General features: G+C 55.0%; 11 protein-coding genes and 4 pseudogenes. 12 read left to right on the forward strand and 3 right to left on the reverse strand.

What is annotated here, in order from left to right; all coding sequences use genetic code 11:
* The first annotated feature begins 14 nt into the window (after window positions 1–14).
* A complete protein-coding gene (locus C489_RS23080) occupies window positions 15–149 on the forward strand; it encodes a HalOD1 output domain-containing protein (RefSeq protein ID WP_394296302.1) in 135 nt (44 codons plus the stop codon).
* Window positions 150–178: 29 nt separating this feature from the next.
* On the opposite strand, the pseudogene C489_RS13115 reads toward C489_RS23080, so the two are convergent.
* Window positions 179–985, reverse strand: a pseudogene (locus C489_RS13115) (amidohydrolase family protein); the annotation flags it as partial.
* An 823-nt stretch (window positions 986–1,808) separates the two neighbouring features.
* Here C489_RS13115 and C489_RS13120 point away from each other — a divergent pair.
* Window positions 1,809–2,426 (forward strand): annotated as a pseudogene (locus C489_RS13120) (PD-(D/E)XK nuclease family protein); the annotation flags it as partial.
* Between the two features lie 415 nt (window positions 2,427–2,841).
* Here C489_RS13120 and C489_RS13125 read toward each other — a convergent pair.
* Complete coding sequence (locus C489_RS13125; RefSeq protein ID WP_006431778.1) at window positions 2,842–3,717, reverse strand: hypothetical protein; 876 nt, start codon at window positions 3,715–3,717, stop codon at window positions 2,842–2,844.
* Between the two features lie 85 nt (window positions 3,718–3,802).
* Here C489_RS13125 and C489_RS13130 point away from each other — a divergent pair, with 85 nt between their 5' ends.
* The 9 genes from C489_RS13130 (at window position 3,803) to C489_RS13170 (ending at window position 18,220) form a co-directional block, all read left to right on the forward strand.
* Window positions 3,803–3,967, forward strand: coding sequence for a hypothetical protein (locus C489_RS13130; RefSeq protein WP_049890852.1), 165 nt, complete (start codon window positions 3,803–3,805; stop codon window positions 3,965–3,967).
* Window positions 3,968–4,714: 747 nt separating this feature from the next.
* Complete coding sequence (locus C489_RS13135) at window positions 4,715–5,056, forward strand: pilin (RefSeq protein ID WP_006431780.1); 342 nt, start codon at window positions 4,715–4,717, stop codon at window positions 5,054–5,056.
* Window positions 5,057–5,085: 29 nt separating this feature from the next.
* Window positions 5,086–6,831 (forward strand): hypothetical protein, encoded by a 1,746-nt coding sequence (locus C489_RS13140; RefSeq protein WP_239642060.1) that lies wholly within the window; start codon window positions 5,086–5,088, stop codon window positions 6,829–6,831.
* Window positions 6,821–7,696 (forward strand): hypothetical protein, encoded by an 876-nt coding sequence (locus C489_RS13145; protein ID WP_239642061.1) that lies wholly within the window; start codon window positions 6,821–6,823, stop codon window positions 7,694–7,696. The genes C489_RS13140 and C489_RS13145 overlap by 11 nt, the downstream gene beginning before the upstream one ends.
* Entirely contained in the window at window positions 7,697–8,908 is a 1,212-nt protein-coding gene (locus C489_RS13150) for a hypothetical protein (RefSeq protein ID WP_006431783.1), read from the forward strand. It abuts the gene before it with no gap.
* Between the two features lie 5 nt (window positions 8,909–8,913).
* Window positions 8,914–12,222: a VirB4 family type IV secretion system protein gene (locus tag C489_RS13155; protein ID WP_006431784.1), complete on the forward strand. Its 3,309-nt coding sequence runs from the start codon at window positions 8,914–8,916 to the stop codon at window positions 12,220–12,222.
* Window positions 12,223–12,226: 4 nt separating this feature from the next.
* A complete protein-coding gene (locus C489_RS13160; RefSeq protein ID WP_006431785.1) occupies window positions 12,227–13,414 on the forward strand; it encodes a hypothetical protein in 1,188 nt (395 codons plus the stop codon).
* Window positions 13,404–16,553, forward strand: coding sequence for a type IV secretory system conjugative DNA transfer family protein (locus C489_RS13165; RefSeq protein WP_449289385.1), 3,150 nt, complete (start codon window positions 13,404–13,406; stop codon window positions 16,551–16,553). The genes C489_RS13160 and C489_RS13165 overlap by 11 nt, the downstream gene beginning before the upstream one ends.
* Before the next feature lie 410 nt (window positions 16,554–16,963).
* On the forward strand, window positions 16,964–18,220 hold the full coding sequence (locus C489_RS13170; RefSeq protein ID WP_049890855.1) for a phage NrS-1 polymerase family protein: 1,257 nt from the start codon (window positions 16,964–16,966) through the stop codon (window positions 18,218–18,220).
* 521 nt (window positions 18,221–18,741) lie between these two features.
* On the opposite strand, the pseudogene C489_RS23085 reads toward C489_RS13170, so the two are convergent.
* A pseudogene (locus C489_RS23085) lies at window positions 18,742–19,405 on the reverse strand (helix-turn-helix domain-containing protein).
* Between the two features lie 595 nt (window positions 19,406–20,000).
* On the opposite strand from C489_RS23085, the pseudogene C489_RS22650 reads away from it, so the two are divergent.
* A pseudogene (locus C489_RS22650) lies at window positions 20,001–20,089 on the forward strand (EamA family transporter); the annotation flags it as partial.

Genomic DNA, 20,089 nt, shown 5'->3' on the forward strand with positions numbered 1-20,089 from the left:
CTCTGGACCCGCCGCTGGCGGCGGCCGTCGATCCGGCCGCGCTCGAGACGCTGATCGACGCGCCGACCGCGTCGAACCTCGAGGTCCGCTTCACGTACCGCGGCCACGACGTCGTCGTCGACGCGGAGGGTCGCGTGCAGGTCTGCTGAACCAGCGACTGATTCCTGTACGTAACTGGTTAGAAGGGGAATCGGTCTCGAGCCGATTGAATCGCGAGGCGGGTCAGGAGTCGAGCGGGGCCGCGCTTCGGGAGATCCCGTACGGTCTCGATGCTACTCGGCGGTTCACCACCGCCAACGTGCAGCTCCCAGCCCGTCTCATCCGCGAAGCGTTCGACAGCCTGACTCGCTCGCCGTCGCACGTCGTCCGAATCCATCGTCTCGGGCACGCTGTCCCGCAGGATGATGTCGCCGTCGACGATGACCGTCTCGACATCGGCTGGGACCGCGTTGTTCACGATGTGTGCGGGGACATTGGTCAACGGCGTGAACTTCGGTTTATCGATGTCGAGGAGGAGAATATCCGCACGCTTTCCTCCTTCGATACTTCCGATCTCGTCGTCGAACCCCAGAGCACGTGCCCCCTCGATAGTGAGCATTCGTAGCAGTTCCATCGAATCGAATTGCCCGGCCGACCGCTCGAGATTCGCCGCGATACGCGCTTGCCGCGCTTCTCCAAACATGCTGTACGAGTCGTGCCAATAGTGATCATCGATACCCAACCTAACAGGGGCGCCCGCCGCTCGAATGTTGGGAACGGGCGTCCACTGTGTCTCCCTGTCTGGGTTCCAGTAACAGAAGACCGACGGACAGTACGCAACAGCGGCGCCCGCTTCGGCGGTTCGCTGGATATCCGCTTCGTCGGCGACGCGGAAGTGAGCGGCGATCAGTCTGTCGTCCAAGAGCCCGACGTCCTCGAGCAATCCTATCGAGTCCTCGCCGCCGTTCGCTCGCGCCATCGTATTACTCTCCTCGAGTTCGGATAGCTGTCGCTCGGTATCTGTCTACCTCAAGAAGACCTCAAAAGGCCGCCCGGATGGGCACAAGGGGATGGCCGCCGGGCGGATACGGGACATGGTTGGGGTGGGTTGGGTGCTGATTTCGTGTCGCGCCTGTGGGCAACGCGACAGTGAATATGTTCGCCTTTGCCTATATCAACGCCGTCCCCATTCCGAGTGAGCAAGAATCGTCCCTTGTCCCTGTAAAATTATACTCGTTTGGCGTTCCTCGAGGCCCGATCGCCTCGTCGACCACGACGTCGGGCCCACCGGTGCCGTCGACGCACTCGAGATCAGCCCGCAGTGATGATACTCTACGTTTGCAAGCGTTCGGGTTCATCCGAAACTGTAATGTGCCAGAGTTTGAGGTCCTGATCGTTGTGCTTCGACCCCACACGGGTTCATCTGAAACCGGGAGTACGGCCTCGAGTTGAGAGAGAAACACATCGATGAGAGATCGTTGGCTCGACGGCGAACACGTACTTCCCTATGTCCGCGCATTCCTCTCGTTCTGTGTCCGTGACGAGTTGCTGAATACGGATCCCGCACAGACGGAACGCGCCGAGAGTTCCTGCCTGAAGACAAGTCGACCGGTGAGACGCAGTTCTGGGAGCCAAAGCAACGCGACTGATTCATTGCCTACGCGAACGAGCGCGTCGAAATGGCACGCGATGAGACGATCGAGGTCCCACTCGAGCGAGCCTATCGGGACCGAACGATCGTTATCCTACTCGCTGAGCTCGGACTCCGCGGTGCCGAACTCCTTCGCAATCGCAACGACGCCGACCGCGAGGGGCTTAGATGGAATGACGTCGACCTCGAGGAACTAGAACCCAACGTTCAGGAAGACGATATCGTCGAGACGACACAGGCACACTTGCAGATTGCTGTGCCGACGCCGGATGGTCCAGTCGGTCACTCGCCGCATACGCTGATGCGTGACGATGTGTTCGAGGATGTCGATGACGGGAGAGGGACAGCGTTCGGAACGCAGACCCACGAGTTCGCTGAGCAGTACGTACTGGAAGGAGACGTCGAGCCCTCGAATGACGACGAACGTCACATCAAGTCGTTCATCGACTCGCTCGATGGTGAGCTGCGAGTTGAGGAAGATGCGTATCTGCCACTTACTGTCGATGGAGAGCAGGTCACCATCTCAGGAATCGTCGACCTCGTTCATATTCGTCCCGAGACCGTCGAGATCATCGACTTTAAAACTGACTTCGGGTGGCACGCCGAGGATGAGTATCGGAAGCAACTTAGTGTGTACTATCACGTGCTGAATGAGTGGTTCTCTGGTCGAGAGGTGACCGCAGGGATCTTCTATATTGCACAAGGAGTCCGTGTTGATATTGATCCACTCTCGAAAGCGGACCTAATCGCACTGATTGGTCAAGAACAGCGTCCGGAAGCCAGCGTTGTCGAGTAGTCTTACCGCAAATCCAGATATCCCCTTGAACCGCGTCTTCGAACATGGTTGGAATTTGTTTGGGGACAAATTGTTCGACAGAAACGAATCCTTTAGAGTAGGGAAGAACATCTGTGCAACCAGCCCTGATCGAGGTGAACTGAGCCTGTTTGATACCCGCCTGGAGCCATGCAAGCGTTTATACGATAGAAGACCTAAGATTAGGTTGACCAATGAGTCTTGATGAGGCGATTGACGAAGCGCTCGCGGCGTACAATATGTCGCGCAGCCAAGAGGCCGAAGAAACGGGCCGAACAGTCGCCACACTCCAAGACTAACGANTGACGAAGCGCTCGCGGCGTACAATATGTCGCGCAGCCAAGAGGCCGAAGAAACGGGCCGAACAGTCGCCACACTCCAAGACTAACGATACTCCTTAGTCGAGGTTCCGAATCTTTTCAGCGAACTCTGCTTTCGATAGCCCTGGAGTTTCCTTCAGATCTGGATACCCTGCGCGTTCGACGGCCTCCTCGACGAACTCGATCCAGAGGTCTTCGTGCTGCTCCGCATAGACGATCTTCGCCTCACTTGGGTACATATCCAGCTCGTATGCGGTCAAGTCGATTTCGACCGTGTGTTTCCGCTCAAGTGTTCTCGCGCCGAATCGGTACAGGTGCTTGAAGAGGACGTTCTTCCGTCGAACGGTTAACAGCCGCTTCGATTCGTTGATATACTCATTAACCCACTCCCGCCAGTCGTACGTCTCTGGATCGACTTCTATAGATGTTTCCGGCATGGAAAAGTTCGGATTCAGACGCCGGAGGTAGAACTGGATCAGTGCGACAGCCGTCCGGTGGTTGGCATTCGGAAGTGCGTGTTTCAGAATCAGGTTCGAGGCGAGTCGGCCTGCAACGGCTGTTGCTGAGCCCTCCCACGACGTCCGATCAAGTACGTCCGGCAGCGCGTCGACGTCGATCTTCTTGTATGCCTCGACAGGAACGCCTTCTTCCTCCTCGTTCTGAGCGATGAGGGCCCGGTAGATCTCAAGCAGCCGAACGACGATGGTGGTGTTGTCCTTGCTCATCTTCGCGAGTGATTCATTCAGATTGAAATCGATCTCACGAACAGGCCCACCGCCGACGCGAGACGTATAGATGACATAGAATTCTTCGTCGAGATCGTATGTCTGGACCTTCACTGCGACATCGTCATCGTAATCGACGATCTGCGAGACGATTTCACCAAGGTCCGGATGTACGAAGTCAAGAGAGAATTGCTTGTCACCGGGATGGTGGTAGTAGACATGGCCCATCTGCGTACATAGTACTCGTTAGCGCTGATTAATCAAGCTCACGAGCGAGATATCTCATTACTGGAAATGGGAACTCCGCGATGGAATATCTGACCTGATTGTCAAGGCAACTGTGACGGATGCATTGTCGGCCCACAATCTCTCGACCCATTTCTACGACGCCCTCAACGAAGAAGTCGCCGAACTTCTTGACGCCGCCGAGTGTGCCGAAGCGAACAACTGGAAGACGGCCAAGTCCTGCGACCTGTAGTTCCAGGTTCCGAAAGTCAACTCGTTGCTCGAAGATAGCTTTTGAGGATTTTGTACAGAATTTAGAAGACACCATAGCGGACACACTAGACATTGAACGGCAGGTGGTCGAACCCGATGCAAGAGAGGAGATCACCGTTACAGAACTGAACGAGTAGATTACATCAATCGTCGAGGACACATCTCCCTTCCACAGTGTCCGCTGTATTGGCGAGACTACTGACTCAAATCTAACAGTCGATATTTATAGATGAATGTCCCAAACCATAAATTACTATCTTAATAGTACGATAGTAACTATTATATATTGCCGATAATTAGTTTTCGGTGCTGACATCAAGCCACGAAATAATGTTGTATAAGACTGCCCGCACACGAATTCCGGTCAGATCTGCCAACGTGGTGTTCCTCAGGTGTAGTCGCAGCACCAGTGTCTCCAGATTCGCTCGAGACGTACTGACTACACGATTGACCGGTTGCAAGAGCACCCCTCCCTGGGACGTACTGGTTGCCGATGTGAGTCGTGGTAGAACGTACGATCCCGAGGGCCTGATTGCATCGCTGTCCAACGACGAGGACTACCAGCCACAGCCTGACGCACTCCACCCAGATATTGCCACATATGAGTAATGGTCCCGATCCCGATTCCGTCGAACAGTCCGCCAAACACCCTGATGAGCAATCTACGTTCTCGGGTCAGTTCCGAGCCCTGTCCGCCCGAGTGTCGCCGAAGATACTCCCGATCGCTATGTGGATAGCGCTCCTCGTCATCATGACTGGCTCAGCAACTGCCCAGTCGGATGTCGGTGATGTCTACTGTGGGACTGGCGTCGAAACAGGGATCACCATCGTCTTTGGAGCAATTGCCGGGCTTGGTCTCCCTGCAACAGGCTTCTACGTCTGCCGAGCGGGGATCTCGTATATGCGTGCGGGTGGTAATCCCGAGAAAAAGAACACCGCCAAAGAGCGACTCGTGATGTCGGGTGTTGGATTCGGGATTATCGTCCTTGCGCTCATCTCGCCCGAGCTCATCGACAACATTGGAAGTCAGATGGGATTCGAGTTCTCGAGTTGCGTGCAGCCATTCTGACCCCTTTACAGATGGCCCCGGCCCGTTCGATGCTCGTCGTGGTCGCCCTCATCGGCACGAGTAGTCTCTTGGGTGGCCTTGCGAGTACCACAGTTCTCGCAGCAGATTCACATTCGAGTACAGCAGTCCCTACAGGTGGACCTGATCACGGCGTCAACGAGTCGCGGTTCTATTTGCTCTGGTCGGAAGATACAGAGCAGGCGAACCTTTCGAACGATGATTTCGCTGCGAACGCGTCATCGTCTGCGGAATTCACACAGCGACTCTCGCAATCGACGGACTACCTGTTCGACGATCCGATCGAGGATGTCGAACAGTGGAATAGCGGCGATTTCGGTGAGTATGCCGCTGGTGATGCAGCAACGTCAGTTCATCCGGAGTCGGCAGCCCTCGAGGATGGACGGTACATCAAGGATGCACACGCCAGCATCTTCGCTGTTCAGCCGTCGACGGTCCTCCAGTCAGGTACCGAGTCGACCACATATATCGCACCGAAGGGAGAGGTACTTGCGACAGCTGATTATCGAGTCGCGGTTCCAGACGATCGTGAGAGTGGCCCGGTACGTGAGGAGTGGTCCCTCGAGGAGGCGGAACTCGAAGAGGTTGAACTCCAGGCCAATGGTCAGCAACTCGATTCCAATACAAGCCACCGATCAACCCTCGAGTATAGCGGCCTGTCAGGCGACCCAACGCTGACAGTTGCGGTCGATATTGCTGCGCAACTCCGTCACGAACGGCGGACGTGCGACGAGTATAATCGAAGTACGGACTCCTGTGATGGCTCGTGGGAGACAGAACTCACCCATCCGTCCGAACAACTCACAGTAACCGACTCGCGCAACACCACTGTCAACCGACTCGATACGGCCACTGGTACCCAGACGGCATTCGAAACCGATGGCGAGCAGACGGGCGCTGTCGTTCACCCAGGTACCATCTGGTCGGCGATTGAGATCGACGATGATACACGAGTTCGTGGGAGCTGGCGCTTCTATTCCGCCGGCGACGCCGGCTGGCACACGATGGTCTCACGGACAGAGACCGAGACGACTCGAGCAAATTCCACAGTGCGTCCGGCACAGCTCTACGCGGTCCCCATGCAGGCGGAACCGGATGTCTCGAGCGACGCAATGGAGACGGTCGAACCACCGCTCGAGATCGAAGACGCCTGGGGGAGTGAACGCGGTGGGCCGTCCCTTGCTGAGGCAATCGACGTTACTCCTGTCAATCAGTACGTGAACTCATCGTCCGTGGCGCTGCAGTCGGAATCGATTGCAGCCGATTCGTTCGACACGGTCACCGTTCACGGCATTGTTCGCGGCCAGTCACAAACAGTCTCGCTCGCGGACGACGGCATCGTTCGCGAAACCAATCTCAATCTGACCGTGCTCGACGCCGATTCCTCAGGAACGGTCGTCGAAGCAACAGTGACGGAAAACGCAACTGGAGAGCCAGTGGCGACTGGGCGTGTGGAAGTCGGCAACCAGTCGGCTCCCCTCAATGCCAGTAGCATGGCTCGACTCCACCTCGAAGAGCGGCCATCGATCGTAGTCGACGGAACATACGTTGCTGAGGATTGGTGGCGTACGGAGACGATGTACGCTACTGCAGAGGATCGAGCGAAGATCCCGCCGAAGTATCCGAAGTTCGCTCAACTCGTCCAGTTAGCGCTCGTAACGCTACTCTGGTTCCTGCCAGTTGCCCTGGCCGTCTATGGGTTTGACTACCTGACTGACGGCACGTTCCTTGGACTCACAGATACCGATGACAGATAACAATCCAACTCACGAGAGGTGTATCGCTCGCCGATCAGTGCTTGCCACCATCGGACTGAGTACCGCCGCACTTGCTGGCTGTACGTCGGACTCCTCCACGAATCCGTCGAACAACAGTACAGCGGATGGAACCGGACTCAGCACTGAAGATAGCGATGTCTTCGCGAACGTCGAGATGAACGGGAAGAATCTCGAGGTCGAAGTAACTGGGGAGAGTGCAACCGAATTCATCAACCTCGTCGATCCGAATGGCGAGTTATTCGACCAAGCCCGTCTCGAGGAAGGTGTCACCAAAGTTGTCTTCGAGATTCTCGGCAGGTATGAAGACGATCTCCTGACTGGCGAGTACGAACTCGTTGCCCTCGAGAGTCTCAAAAGCGATGATCCGATCGACTCGACAACGATTTCGCTCGATGCGGAGTGCAAAATCACCGACGTACTCTGGGCGGCAGAAAATCCGGATATGGACTGGGACAAGAATTCACCAGTCTGGGATGAATATGCAGCAGTTGTTATAGAGAACGAAGGAACGATCCCCTCCTTACTCACAGAACTTCAGTGGGAAGGCGCACCAGCCGCCAAGTTAGGTCGAGACGACACAGTCTCGTATCATCATGAGATACGCTTGCCGCCCGGAGAGACGACTGCCTATTCGTTTGGCCAAATCTACCAGACGAGTGGTGCAGGAGGTTCGTTGGACTGTAGCGAATTAGGAACTGAACCGATGACAGTGACAGCTGTCGTCCAGGTGGGACCAGATCCGTCGTACACACAGCAAATCGAGTACGGTGATGACCAGTCTTGTGACCTTACGATTGTCAAGGGCAGTCCAACTGACTCGGATTCTACTGGTGGTGAGAACTAAATGCCATGGCTGCAGGACCAAGTCGAAGATGGGATTGAAAACGTTATTGAGAGGTTCACCGACGCAATTCTCGGGCTGGTAAACGATATCTATGGAGCGCTCTTGGAGCCCATTGTCGGTGTTCCGGCACCGGAATCTGACACTCAATATATTGTTGTTGGAAGCCCGAGTGGAGAGCCATGGGCAAGTTTGTACCAGGATGTCTATCTGGCGTATATTATGCCCTTGGCGATTATGATGGTGATTATCTCGTTCTCGTTCATCGGTCTCCGCGCAGGGTCGATAAGTGAGTATCGTCGGAAGCGACTCATGAGACGGCTCGGAATCGTGTTTATGGGGACGTTCGTCTGGTTCCCGTTAGTCTCGATCCCGTTACAATTTGTCGATGCAATTGGGACAACGATCGCTCCAATAGAAGATATGTCTGCAGGCCTTGGTGGACTTATTCAAGCGACTCTTGGAGGGACGTTTGTGATCCTCGCGATGGTCGTTATCTCGAATTTCTTCCTAGTTGTTGCTGGATTCGTTGTTTCCCTTCGATGGATCGGAATCTTTGTGCTAACGGTCACTATGCCGCTTCTAGGGGTTATCTGGGCGCTTGAAGTCTGGCCTTTTACTCCAGCAGCGAATATGGCTCGTCGAGTAGCAGGGATTTACCCAGGGCTCATACTCGCAGGGGTTCCAGCGGCGCTTCTCTTCCGAATTGGGTGGGAGGTCGGTGGTATTGAGACACTTGGCCAAAATGAGCTTTTCGCGCTATTCATTGGGTTGACGCTGATACCCGCAGCGGTTATTGCCATGATCATGACCGTTTACTGGAGCAGCCCTGCCGTCCGAACGATTGCACAGAAGAGTGTCACTGCCACGAATCCGGCATCGGCTGCTGCTGGAGCTAGCAAAGCGAAAGCTGCCTCTGGAAGTGCCGTGCGTGGTGCCCGAAACGTCCACCGGGGCTACGCAAACGGAAAATACGGTCCGGTGACCAAAAGCGGCCAGACGAAACTCGAGAGCGGCAGTTCGAAAGCGTATAAGCTGGGTCAATCAGCGAACTCGACAAAAGCCCATGCACGCCAGTATAACACCCTCCGGAAATCGGAGTCGGGACGGATGCGCGATAAAGCCAAAGACGACGCGAAACAGGTCACACGGAAAACGTCGACCAAAGCCAAGCAAGGACTCAGAAACACCAAAGAAAAGGTCTCGAGGTGGTGATTCAGATGAGCTCGAATACAGCAGATAGCGAGTACAACGCGCGGAAAATCCACCAATCGCTGGGTGGCACGACAGCGTTCTTCCAGGGCTACACGATCGGCGAACTCATGTTGTTTCTCACGGTGGCGTTCGTCACCGTCATCGCAGCAACGTTCGTACCCTCTGCACTGACGATCCCGATTCTCGGCTTCGGGATCATGCTCACGATCCTTCTCTTCCTCCTCCACAAGGTCAAACCTGATTACCTCTGGCTCACCGAATGGCTCGTCGCTCGGTTCGGCTGGGCGATCAAGAACAAGGAGTACACGCACGGTGGCGAGGACAACAGCGAAGTTCGCTATTTGACCCGTCTCAATCGGGTGTATCCACACGCCATCGAACGAACTGATGGCGCACTCGTCGGAGCGATGAAAGTTGAGCCAGCGAATATGGCCCTCGAGGACGACGAGGCTTGGGCGAAGGCCGTGCAGTCACTTTCAGAGTTCGTCAATTCAACTGTCGACTTCCCCGTGAAGATCTACATCACCAGCCGCGAAATCGACGAAGACGACGTCGTTCGCGAACACCAGAATCGACTTGGCGATGCTAATGTTCGCTCGCGCCCAGTCCTGAAACGCCTCATCGAGGAGTACGTCTCCTCCAACACGAACGAAAATGGCGATATCGACTCTGAAACGACGACAATCCGAGAGTACTATCTCATCACTGCGGTGACCGACAGCGACATCGAACAGTTCGATGAAACCGGTGATAGTGTACTGGCCTATCTCGCAGATGTACCAGTTCTCGGGCGACTCTTCGGTCGCTTTCAGTCTGAGGAATTGAGTGAGTCCAAGCGCGACCAACTCAAAGAAGAGAAACTTGAATCGCGACTCGCACAACTCCGCCGAGGTGGATCGTCGCTCTATCGGTGTTCGATCAGCCCCGTCGACGCGTATGACCTCGCTCGAGTCACGAAGGAGTACTGGACGTGCCAATCGCAAGACTACGCTGATATGACGAGCGCGATTGGGACGTTCCCAGTCGTCTCTCACGGCATCAGCGATGGTGTGCCAGCGACACCAGATCCAGAGGATGTCCTTGATTCGATGGACGACAGTAGTGACGAAGCTGCAGACTGGGAGTACTCCCTTGAGGATCTCGATGAAGAAGACACTGCTGACGAACCGTCGGTTTCTGATGCGGATCGTCTGCCGGACACGTCGACGATGCACCAGTCAGTGGTTGCCCCGTCGTCGATCGATTGGGAGACGACCTACGCTGTGATCAACGACGAGACGTTCGTTCGCACCTTCTGGATCGAACAGTTCCCCGAAGAGCCATCCGATGGGCTTCTCGAGCGACTCTTACTCGAGACAGATCTGCAGACGGATCTCAGCATCCATCTCGATCCGTTCGATAGCCAATCGGCCCAGGACATGATGGCCGACTGGATTTCGGACTTGAAGATCAACCAGCATGATTCGAACAGTCTCAAAGCCGAAGATCTGCAAGACGATATCGATCAGGCGAAGTACATGCGGTCGCTCGTCCGAGCGAACAAAGCGTCGTTCTATCGGGGTGGTGTGTTCATCCGCTTGGCTGCCGAGAGTCAGCAAGAACTCGAGAACCAGACAACACGACTGCGCTCGATCATCAAGGACGCACCAGCCAACTGTACGCTGAAAGTCGCGAGCCGATGGCAGGAACGAGGACTCGCAACGGTCTCACCGCTCGGTCGGAACGAACTCGGTCGCGATCGGATGTCGACGCTGACCAATCAGGCTATTGGCGCGCTGTTCCCGTTCTCATCGAACTACCAGATGATGGACGACGGGATCGAATACGGCTATCATGGTCACAACGGCTCTCCAATTCGAATCGACCCGTGGGACCTCGAGACAGGACACAGTGAACTTGTCGTCGGGATGCCCGGTGCCGGGAAGACGTTCGGTGGGATCATGCGCCACCTGCGGATGATGAAGCGGCGCACCGACACGATGCTCGTCCTCGTCGATCCAGTCGGCGGCTTCCGCGGTATCGCAGACGCCCTGAACGCGAAGACGATCACTGTCGGCGGTGATACGAAATTGAATCCGCTCGAGATCCGTCAGACGCCCCAGCACGTCCTCGAGTCCAGCGATGGGGTCTCTCCCCTTTCAGCGAAGAAAGACGAGGTCTACGCCGTTCTCGAGAACTTCCTCAACGCTCGTGATATCGAACTCGGAGCCGAAACTGGTGTCCTCTCGTATGTGATCGATGAAGCCTATCGACAGGCAGGAGTCGCTGAGGACGACGTCTCGACGCACACGTCGGAGAATTCGCCGACGATGCAGGATGTCCATCGGATCCTCTGTGATATCGCTGAGAACCCGGACGAGCATAACATCGCTGCATCCGAATCCGCTCGCGAACGGGCTGCACAGTACGCGGATGAACTCGCGATTGCGTTCCAACCGTTCCGCGAGGGTGGCTCCTACGAAAACCTCTCTCATCAGTCAGAGATCGATATTCTCGAGGGAGACAACAAGGTCGTCTACATCGATCTGGGCCAGATCGAGGGGAGCGCTTCAGGGATCGATCACCAGACGTTCCTGATGCAACTGCTGCTGTCGACGATCTACCAGCAAGCGAAGAACACCCAACGGAACGTCGAACTCGCAATCGACGAGGCACACTACCTCTTTGAGGATCAGGCCAATCTCGACTTCCTCGAGACGGCGTTCCGCCACCAGCGCCACGCTGGCCTCCGGATGGTCTTGCTCTCCCAGACAGCCCAAGAGTTCTACGAGACTGAGCAGGCCGAGAAGATCATCGGGATGTGTCCGATCAAAGTCTTCCACAAACTTCCCGAATTGGACGACCGGACGGCGGACAAAATCGGGCTGACAAAAGAACAGCGCCAGTACGTCAGAGGTGCCGACGCTGGGAAAGCGGACCTCGGCTACAGTCAAGCACTCGTTCGCGTCGAGGAACACGGCACCTATCCCTTGCACGTGGTCGCAGACGAGTTCGAGAAGCGGGTTATCGACTACGAACCCGAGGATCAGGCCTTCATCCAACAGGCGATGAACGACGAGTCAGCGGAACTGCTCGCGTTCGAAGAGTTCGTCGAAACCGAAGCACAGCAAAACGCGCTTGCGACTCGCCTCGACATCACTGCTGAGACGGCGAGCAAACTCCTTGAGGAAGATTTGAGCAAGACGGAGATCCTCGATGCAGTCGTCGAACAGGCTCTTGAGGCAGAGACGGACACCGAAGAGGCACCGATCCAGACCGATGGCGGAGCGTCAGCTCCCGAACAGCGCACAACCGACCCCGAATATGACAACTAAGACCATGACTACGCTCAACCGTTTCACGAAACTGCTCGGTTCGTCGCCCCAGTACGAGGCGACGCAACTCGAGTTTGGAGAGGGTGGATCGTTCGTCCAGCAGCAAGCAGATACGCCAGGACTGCTCCTTCGAATCCGCCCCTACAAGGAGAACAATGGTGTCGTGGATGGGGCCGGCGTCCTGCAATCAGTTCACGACGTGACGACGAACTTCCGCGGGAAGAATACGAGTGATCACCATTCGTTCGAAGTCTGGTTCGATGAGGGCACAATTTCGTTCTATATGCACGCTGCTACCGAGGCGGCCGCAGACAAGTTCCGCCGGCGTGTCGGGAACAACTACGCGAATAGCGAAATCTTCCCTGTCGAGGAAGGCCATGCGTTCCCGGTCATCGATTCTGACCAGTACGTCGCCGGTGCGTGGCTCGAGATGGAGAAAATTCCGTACTATCCGATTCGCCATCACAACAGCGAAGGCTTCGAGACGGATCCCTACGGTGAGATAACAAGCGAGATGCTGTCACTCGACGAGAGTACAGTCGTCACACAGGTTATTTTCCGGCCTGCAAAGCAGTCGTGGACTGACGGCGATCGTTTCAAGCACAACAGCGTCGACGAACTCGCTCACGCACTTCGCCAAGGAACATCCGTCGGATGGCTGAATCCTCAAACCCGACCGGCGAGCGCCAAGGACAAGCAGGCCGCAAAGACGATCGAACAGCAACGCGGGCAACAGGCGTTCCACGTGAATATCCGCGTGCTCGCTGCGTCATCAGAGAAGGCTGAAGCCGAGGCTCGAGCCCACGGCGTCGCAGGGATGTTCAGGAAGTACTACAACGCGGTTACGGAGCAGGGACTCGACGATACTCCGGTCTGGCATCGCAAAGAGCGGAAACGAGCCAAACGACTTCGACAATTCCTCTCTCGAATGCGCGATCGCGAGTGGATCGATCGCCGTATGATCATGACCGTCGACGAACTCGCCGGCGTCGCACATATTCCCAATGCGGAAATTGAGACGCCGAAGATCGACTGGCGATACACGCAGCGTGGTGACCGGCTTCCATCGGATGGATCTCGATACGACGCTGACGAGCCGCCGGCTGGTGGGCAGACATTCGGTGTCCCCGATGAAGCAGCAGTTCCCGTTGATGACTCTACTCACAATCGGGAGGGATACGATGGTATTTGATCGGTTCTTCGGAGACGGTGGAGATGATTCGAGTGGCAGCCAACGTAGTGAGCACACATCAGGAGACGAGGCATCTGGTGACGACCAGACAGATGCCACGACTAGCACTCCATTGTCGTCTGACCAGCAATCAGCCGCTGGTGAACAATACCAGATCGTCGATCAGGACACGACCCGTGTCGGTGGCAAGCCGATCCTCACGGAAACGGCTGATGAAGGGACGGTTGCCGGCCCGCTCGTTCGCGAAATGTTTGAAGCTGGAATGTACGACGCACCGTCCCCTCTCTGGGTCGGCTACACGGAAGATCCCCAGACTGGCTTCCGTGAGGCCCCGCTCCGATTTGACTCGCTCTTCCGGCACAATTGGATTGCGGGGACGACCGGCTACGGAAAGACGACTCAACTCTTGAATATGATGGTGCAGTGGGCGTATTCGGGCTACGGATTCACGTACTTCGATCCGAAGGGCCGTGATTCTCGGGAACTGCTCCGGATGCTCCCCAAACACCGTCTTGATGACGTGGTCTGGATCGAGCCCGGGTCGACCACCCACGAGAACACGGTCGGGATGAATTTCCTCGAGGTGCCCGACTGCGAGACGACTGAAGAACTCGAGAACGAGATTGAAAACCGAGTCGAGAACCTGAAAGCGGTCTTTGATACCTCCGACTACTGGGGCATCAACATGGAAGCAATCACCGAGTCGATGGCCCGAGCCATGATGAAATCCGAGCAGCCGTTTTCGGTCATCGATATGTATTTCATCTTGCTGAATGCCGACCGTCGCGAAGACTTTGCACTCGACGTCGAGGATCCCTATATCCGAGAATTCTGTCTCGAGATCGCGAATATGGAGGAAGAGACGGTTCGACCACTTCTGAAACGGATCAAGTCGTGGGTTGAGAACTCGGTGATTCGCCGGATTATCGCCCATCGCGAGAGTACGATCAACTTCCGCGATATCATTGAGAACGATCGGATCGTCATCGTCCGAACGCCGGTCGAGAATACGGATATCAAGAAGATGGTTACCCTCGGCGTGATGCGAAATCTGTGGAGTGCGATTCAGCGGCGGTCGTACGAACTCGATACCGATCCAGACCCCTACTTCGTTCTCTGTGACGAGTTCGACGATATCGCGAGCGACAATCTCGATATCGANTCGTACGAACTCGATACCGATCCAGACCCCTACTTCGTTCTCTGTGACGAGTTCGACGATATCGCGAGCGACAATCTCGATATCGAGTCGATGCTCGCCCGTGCTCGGTCGATGCGTCTCTCTGTGACCCTGGCTTCACAGTATCCCTCTCAGTTTGACAAGGACACGCTGAAAGCGATGCAGAACAACTGTGATAACCTCCTCACGTTCTCGGTCAACGACAGCGACGATGCCGAGTTGTTGATGAAACGCTTCCGCGACTACACGGCCGAAGACCTCATCACGACCGACCAGTTCAAAGTCTGGACACGGATCCCCCTCTCGGGTGGGCGCTACTCTGAACCCGTCTTGATCCGGACGTTTCCGCCGTATCCGCCCCTTCGGGACCCTGATGCTGTTGATCGAATTATCGAACAGAGTCTCAAGCGATATGGGACTGATCCGCTGACGGACGCTGAAATCCTGCAGGATCTCATCTATAGTGATTCGAACGAAGCAGCGAATCCCAAGCAGATTCTCGAGGAGACGATGGCAGAAGCCGTTCGTGCAGTCCAGGTTAGAGAAAGTGTGCGGGCGGAAAACGGCTGGGTCGATGTCACCGTCGTCGACGAGGAACTCACGGCCCGTCTCGAGAATACCGAGCCTGAGATCGACGTTGCCCCCGAAGACTTGCCTGACGTTCGTGAGGAATCCCGATTACTCGAGGTTACGCTACAGAACGACGACGTCGTAGCTCGACTCACTGACGACGGAGAAACAGTGGTCGAACCCGAAACGGGCACTGTCAGATCTGCCGGTGGCTCTACACACGATGCAGTCCTCTTCGAGACGGAAACAGCGCTGACAAAGCGTGGATTCAGTGTTGAAATCCTCGAGCAGGACGGAAGCGAGCAACCGGACGCCATCGCGACGCATCCAGATCACGATGTCGTGTTCAACATCGAGGCTGAGACAACGACGCCGGATCGTCCCGTGAAGGTCTTGCAGAATCTCAAGCGAGCCCACGAAGCGGATCGAATTCCGATCTTCGTCGTTCGACCAGGTGACTCCGAGACAGAGTGGGCGACTCGAGTCGAGAATATCCTCTCGCCACCGCTGCAAGAACGAGCCGATGGCACTGAACAATTCTACAATTGCGACGAGGTCATGACCTTCGGTGGTGGTGCGACCGCTCACAGTGGCGTCACTGCCGTTCGGCCCAAGACGTCTGAGACGAACCGAACTGTTTGGACACGAGGGGACGGTGATATCGTTCTTTCAGACGGTGAAACAGAGTTTGCCCGCGTTCCAGATGCGGGTACCCTCTCGAAAGACAGTGTGCCAGCCTACTATAGCTACGATCAAGAAACCGGCCAGTATACTGTCTACGAAGCTGGGGAAACCCATGTCTATGACTCGAGAGACGACTTTGAGGATGAATGGACGCCGATCAAACGGCCATTCCGACCTGCTGTTGACCTACCAGACTCGGATTATTCACGGGAGAGCTACCTAATTCTGATACTCTCTGACGATGAGCGTCCTGTACTCTTCCAGCAGGGCGAGACATACGGTTTGTCTGATTCGCCAACCGATGAGGAACTATGGCCGGGCATCTCTTCAGGGAATCACTCTCGAGCAACGGAGTTGTCCTCATCAGTAGAGTCAGGTTCATCAGTATCGGAGCCAGTTGAGGTTGACCCAGACGGCGACGGCATTGAGGCGTTCGCAGCGATGTATATCAGAGAGGCAGATGGGGCACAAATTCCAAAGGCAGCACTGTTTCAGGCCTACTCGANGGCATTGAGGCGTTCGCAGCGATGTATATCAGAGAGGCAGATGGGGCACAAATTCCAAAGGCAGCACTGTTTCAGGCCTACTCGAGATGGACCGACCAGCACGATATTGATGGAACAAACGCGAGCTGGTTCGGTCGGAAGCTTTCGAACGTCGTCGACTATGAGGATACCCGAATCAGAGATGGTGGCGATCTCGTGACTGTCTACGCCGGTATCGATCTGACCAGAGATGGATCAGAGTACCTTGAGTGAGAGACAATATCAGAAAAATGAATATAATTCAGTCACTTGGACCACTGAAAATCTCGCCCCCACAACCTAAATTCCAAAATCTGATTAGTAACTGGTGTATCTGCCAGTATCCGCCATATAGCCGAATTTGTTCAGGGCAAATTTCCCGTTCAGGTCACGGAATTGGCACCTGTTCAGGGCAAAACCGCAGTACGGTGGTGGTGTTCAGGGCAAATCGGCGCTCAAAACCAACTAGTATACAACGGGTTGCACCCGTTGGACAGGGTCACGGACAGTCTACCAGCCTACGGCATGTTTATCAGCACACTGATGGGTGGTATGCGACCAGATGGACGCGAAGTACGAGGCGGATCGGCGATGTCTGAACAGACGGTTTCGGTACTCCCCAAGCAGTTACGTGAGCGTGACCAGTGGGTCTGCTGGCGAGAAGAACCTCGAGACGGGAAGCCGACCAAGATCCCGGTGACACCTGGGAGTGGTGAGTTCGCGTCTTCGACGGATCCCGAAACATGGGTGTCGGTCGAAACCGCGCTCGAGTACGCCCATTCGAGAGATGCGGATGGCGTCGGATTCGTGTTCACTGACGATGATCCCATCGTTGGTGTGGATCTCGATGACTGCCGAGATCCGGAGACTGGAGACATCGACGACGTAGCGGAGGACATTATTGAGCGGCTCGATTCCTATACGGAGATTTCTCCGTCGGGAACTGGCTTCCATGTGCTCATTGAGGGTGAACTCCCGGACGGCCGGAATCGACGTGGAAGCATTGAACTGTACGACACGGCCCGGTTTTTCACCGTGACCGGTGACTCCCTCGAGGAGATGCCTAGTCGTGTTGCTCGTCGGCAGGATGCACTTGAGGCGATTCATCGTGAACATGTCCAAGACAGTGAGAGCGATGGAACATCTGAGTCAGGGTACCGTGGTGTGACTAACGAGCAGGCTTCGACGGGCACAGCAGTCAATACCGACGTTGACCTCGACGACGAGGAACTGCTCGAGAAGGCAATGAACGCATCGAACGGGACGAAATTTGAGCGACTCTGGAACGGGAACATGGCTGGATACGAGAGCCAGTCAGAAGCCGATATGGCACTGTGCTGTCTGCTGGCATTCTGGACTGGCGGGGACCACACTCGAGTAGATCAACTCTTCCGCCAGTCAGGACTGCTCCGGGAGAAGTGGGACGAGGTCCACTACGCCGATGGGTCAACGTACGGCGAGAAAACCATCGAACGAGCGATTGTGAACACCTCCGAGTTTTACGACCCGGACGCTCGAGACAACTCGAGTGAAGCAAGTTCCAGAGAGAGCGAGTCGTCGACCACCAGCAGTCGTGACGAACCAGCGCAGAATCATGCGTATCTGGTCGAGAAGAATCGACTGTTGACCGATCGCGTCGACGAACTCGAGGCAACACTCGAGGAGAAAGACGACCGTATCAACGAACTTGAGGCGACTAACGAAACGCTCCGAGAGCATCTCAGTGACTGTCAGGAGGTACTCGAGCGTCGTGATCAGGCTTCAAACCCCGAGATGGATGAGGCGGGTGCTGATGACAGTGACTCGATTTGGGGTCGTGCACGGCGGTTCGTCGGAAATGACAGTTGAACCCCGTTCCAGAGCACTCTGACAAGTTTATCGACTTCCGGAGGGGTGAGGAGTTCAACGAGAGCTAAAATCAACCAGACAGATGACCACGGCATTGTGTGGGTGAACGAACCGCTCGAGGAGTGTCGGCATGATCTAATTCCAGCGACGATTGGTTCGACTGGATCTCCGATCGACTGCTCGAAATGTGGCGCTTCAGGCGTATTGATTAATCACTAACGTGATTAGGGGCATCACCCAGACGTGGCGCCGTAGATGAGGTCAAATTCCCGTCGACGATCTGCATGAGGCACTCCTCGAGACGGCTCTGTTGAAATCCTATTTTCAGGCATGTTTCAGCATGAAAGACACGCTCACTAAACATGCATTTGACCGGTAATGATTCTGTCAGCTTCGATAGCTGTTCTTCGCAGTGTGCTGAACAGGGCGCATTTCGGTCACGACACTCACCCTAGGACGCTAACGAAGATACATTGTATCCTCCGGGAGATATCGTCGCCACTGCACCGAGTAGCCGTTGATCAATTTGGCTTTTCACTGTCATCAATCAGCGAAGAAACGATGAGTCGTTTGGTCCCACGCCGAAGGAGACCACTGGCTGCAGGTTGAGAGATATCCAGATTAGCGGCGACTTCGCTGAGAGTTGCGTTCCNGGTCTTCGAAATACCCTGTGTCGAGTGCGACGAGGAGTGCCTCTCGTTGACTATCGGTCAATCCTGCGTCCGTATTCCCTAAACTAGCGTATTCGTTCACGCGCAGTAAATCGATATCAATGTCGTTCTGTTCTGCATAGTCCCATAGAGGGGCTAGATTCGTCCGGTCGGGCATCCATACTGTTAGAACCCAACTGTTTCCGTCGTTCTTCATATCGAGTATTATACCATTAGCGGCAGAAATAATTGGTGAGATGATCTTCGCTTCGTCTGTATACTCGAAGCTATAGATCGCTTTCTCGTCTCTAGTTTCAATAATCCGTTCAAACTCGCCAATGGTGTGATCATTCCGTAATCCGTCTTCGAACTGGCGGAAATCAGATGACTGTATGCGATAGAAGAACTTCCCCGATGTAGGGTCAGTTCCTGCCTCTAATACCGACTCGACTTTCGAACTCTGGTCGTGAGTGACTGTCTTTGTGAGCACTATATCTGGGTGCTCGACTCTGACGACTGCCTTAATATCGGTCACTGTTCTATAGGGTAGGTGTCTTTAATATATGAAGATGTATGTCTGGTGAAGCCCTTAGCAACTATCAAAACCGGCTTGTTGCATACAGAGGATAGAAAAGCTTGACGCTGCATTCCGAATCGGAGTCAGCGAAATGCTATAGATAGAGTCTGCATTCAGCAGTCGGGCGCTATTCTATGGGTAAGTGGAACGGAGGCTCTGGGGACAAGAGAGATCAGTCCGACGGAATCGGTGTTACACTGCTCAGACGAGATAAATGCGCATCGAAAATCTCTCGTAAAGTTCTCTGGACGATAATCATCTTTTTTGCTTGCTCTCGTCGTCCTCACTGAATCCACTGAGCAACCTGCGAAAGCGGTTAGGAATACATGGGATCTCCTAGACCGGATATAAATGGATTATTCGATTAAGAAAGAGACCAATGCGGGAACGGTCGGTATGCAGTATGTATGGCACAGAGAAACCATGCCGATGACCGAGGCAGCGACACTAAAGCAAAATTCTATCTCCCTGCTGGAGTTGCCCCACCGTTCGATACCAGTCGCTTTGAGCGTCTCTGGGTGCCGCTATTCAACCATTACGTTAAATCACGATAATGGGTTTCCCTGAAATAGATTCGGCCGTGTTCTTTGGTTCGATTACAATGGTAGCTTGGGGAATTTGGGTAGTCTTGGGCAACGCCGC

Origin of the sequence: Natrinema versiforme JCM 10478, assembly GCF_000337195.1 — an archaeon.
GTDB classification, from domain to species: Archaea; Halobacteriota; Halobacteria; order Halobacteriales; family Natrialbaceae; genus Natrinema; species Natrinema versiforme.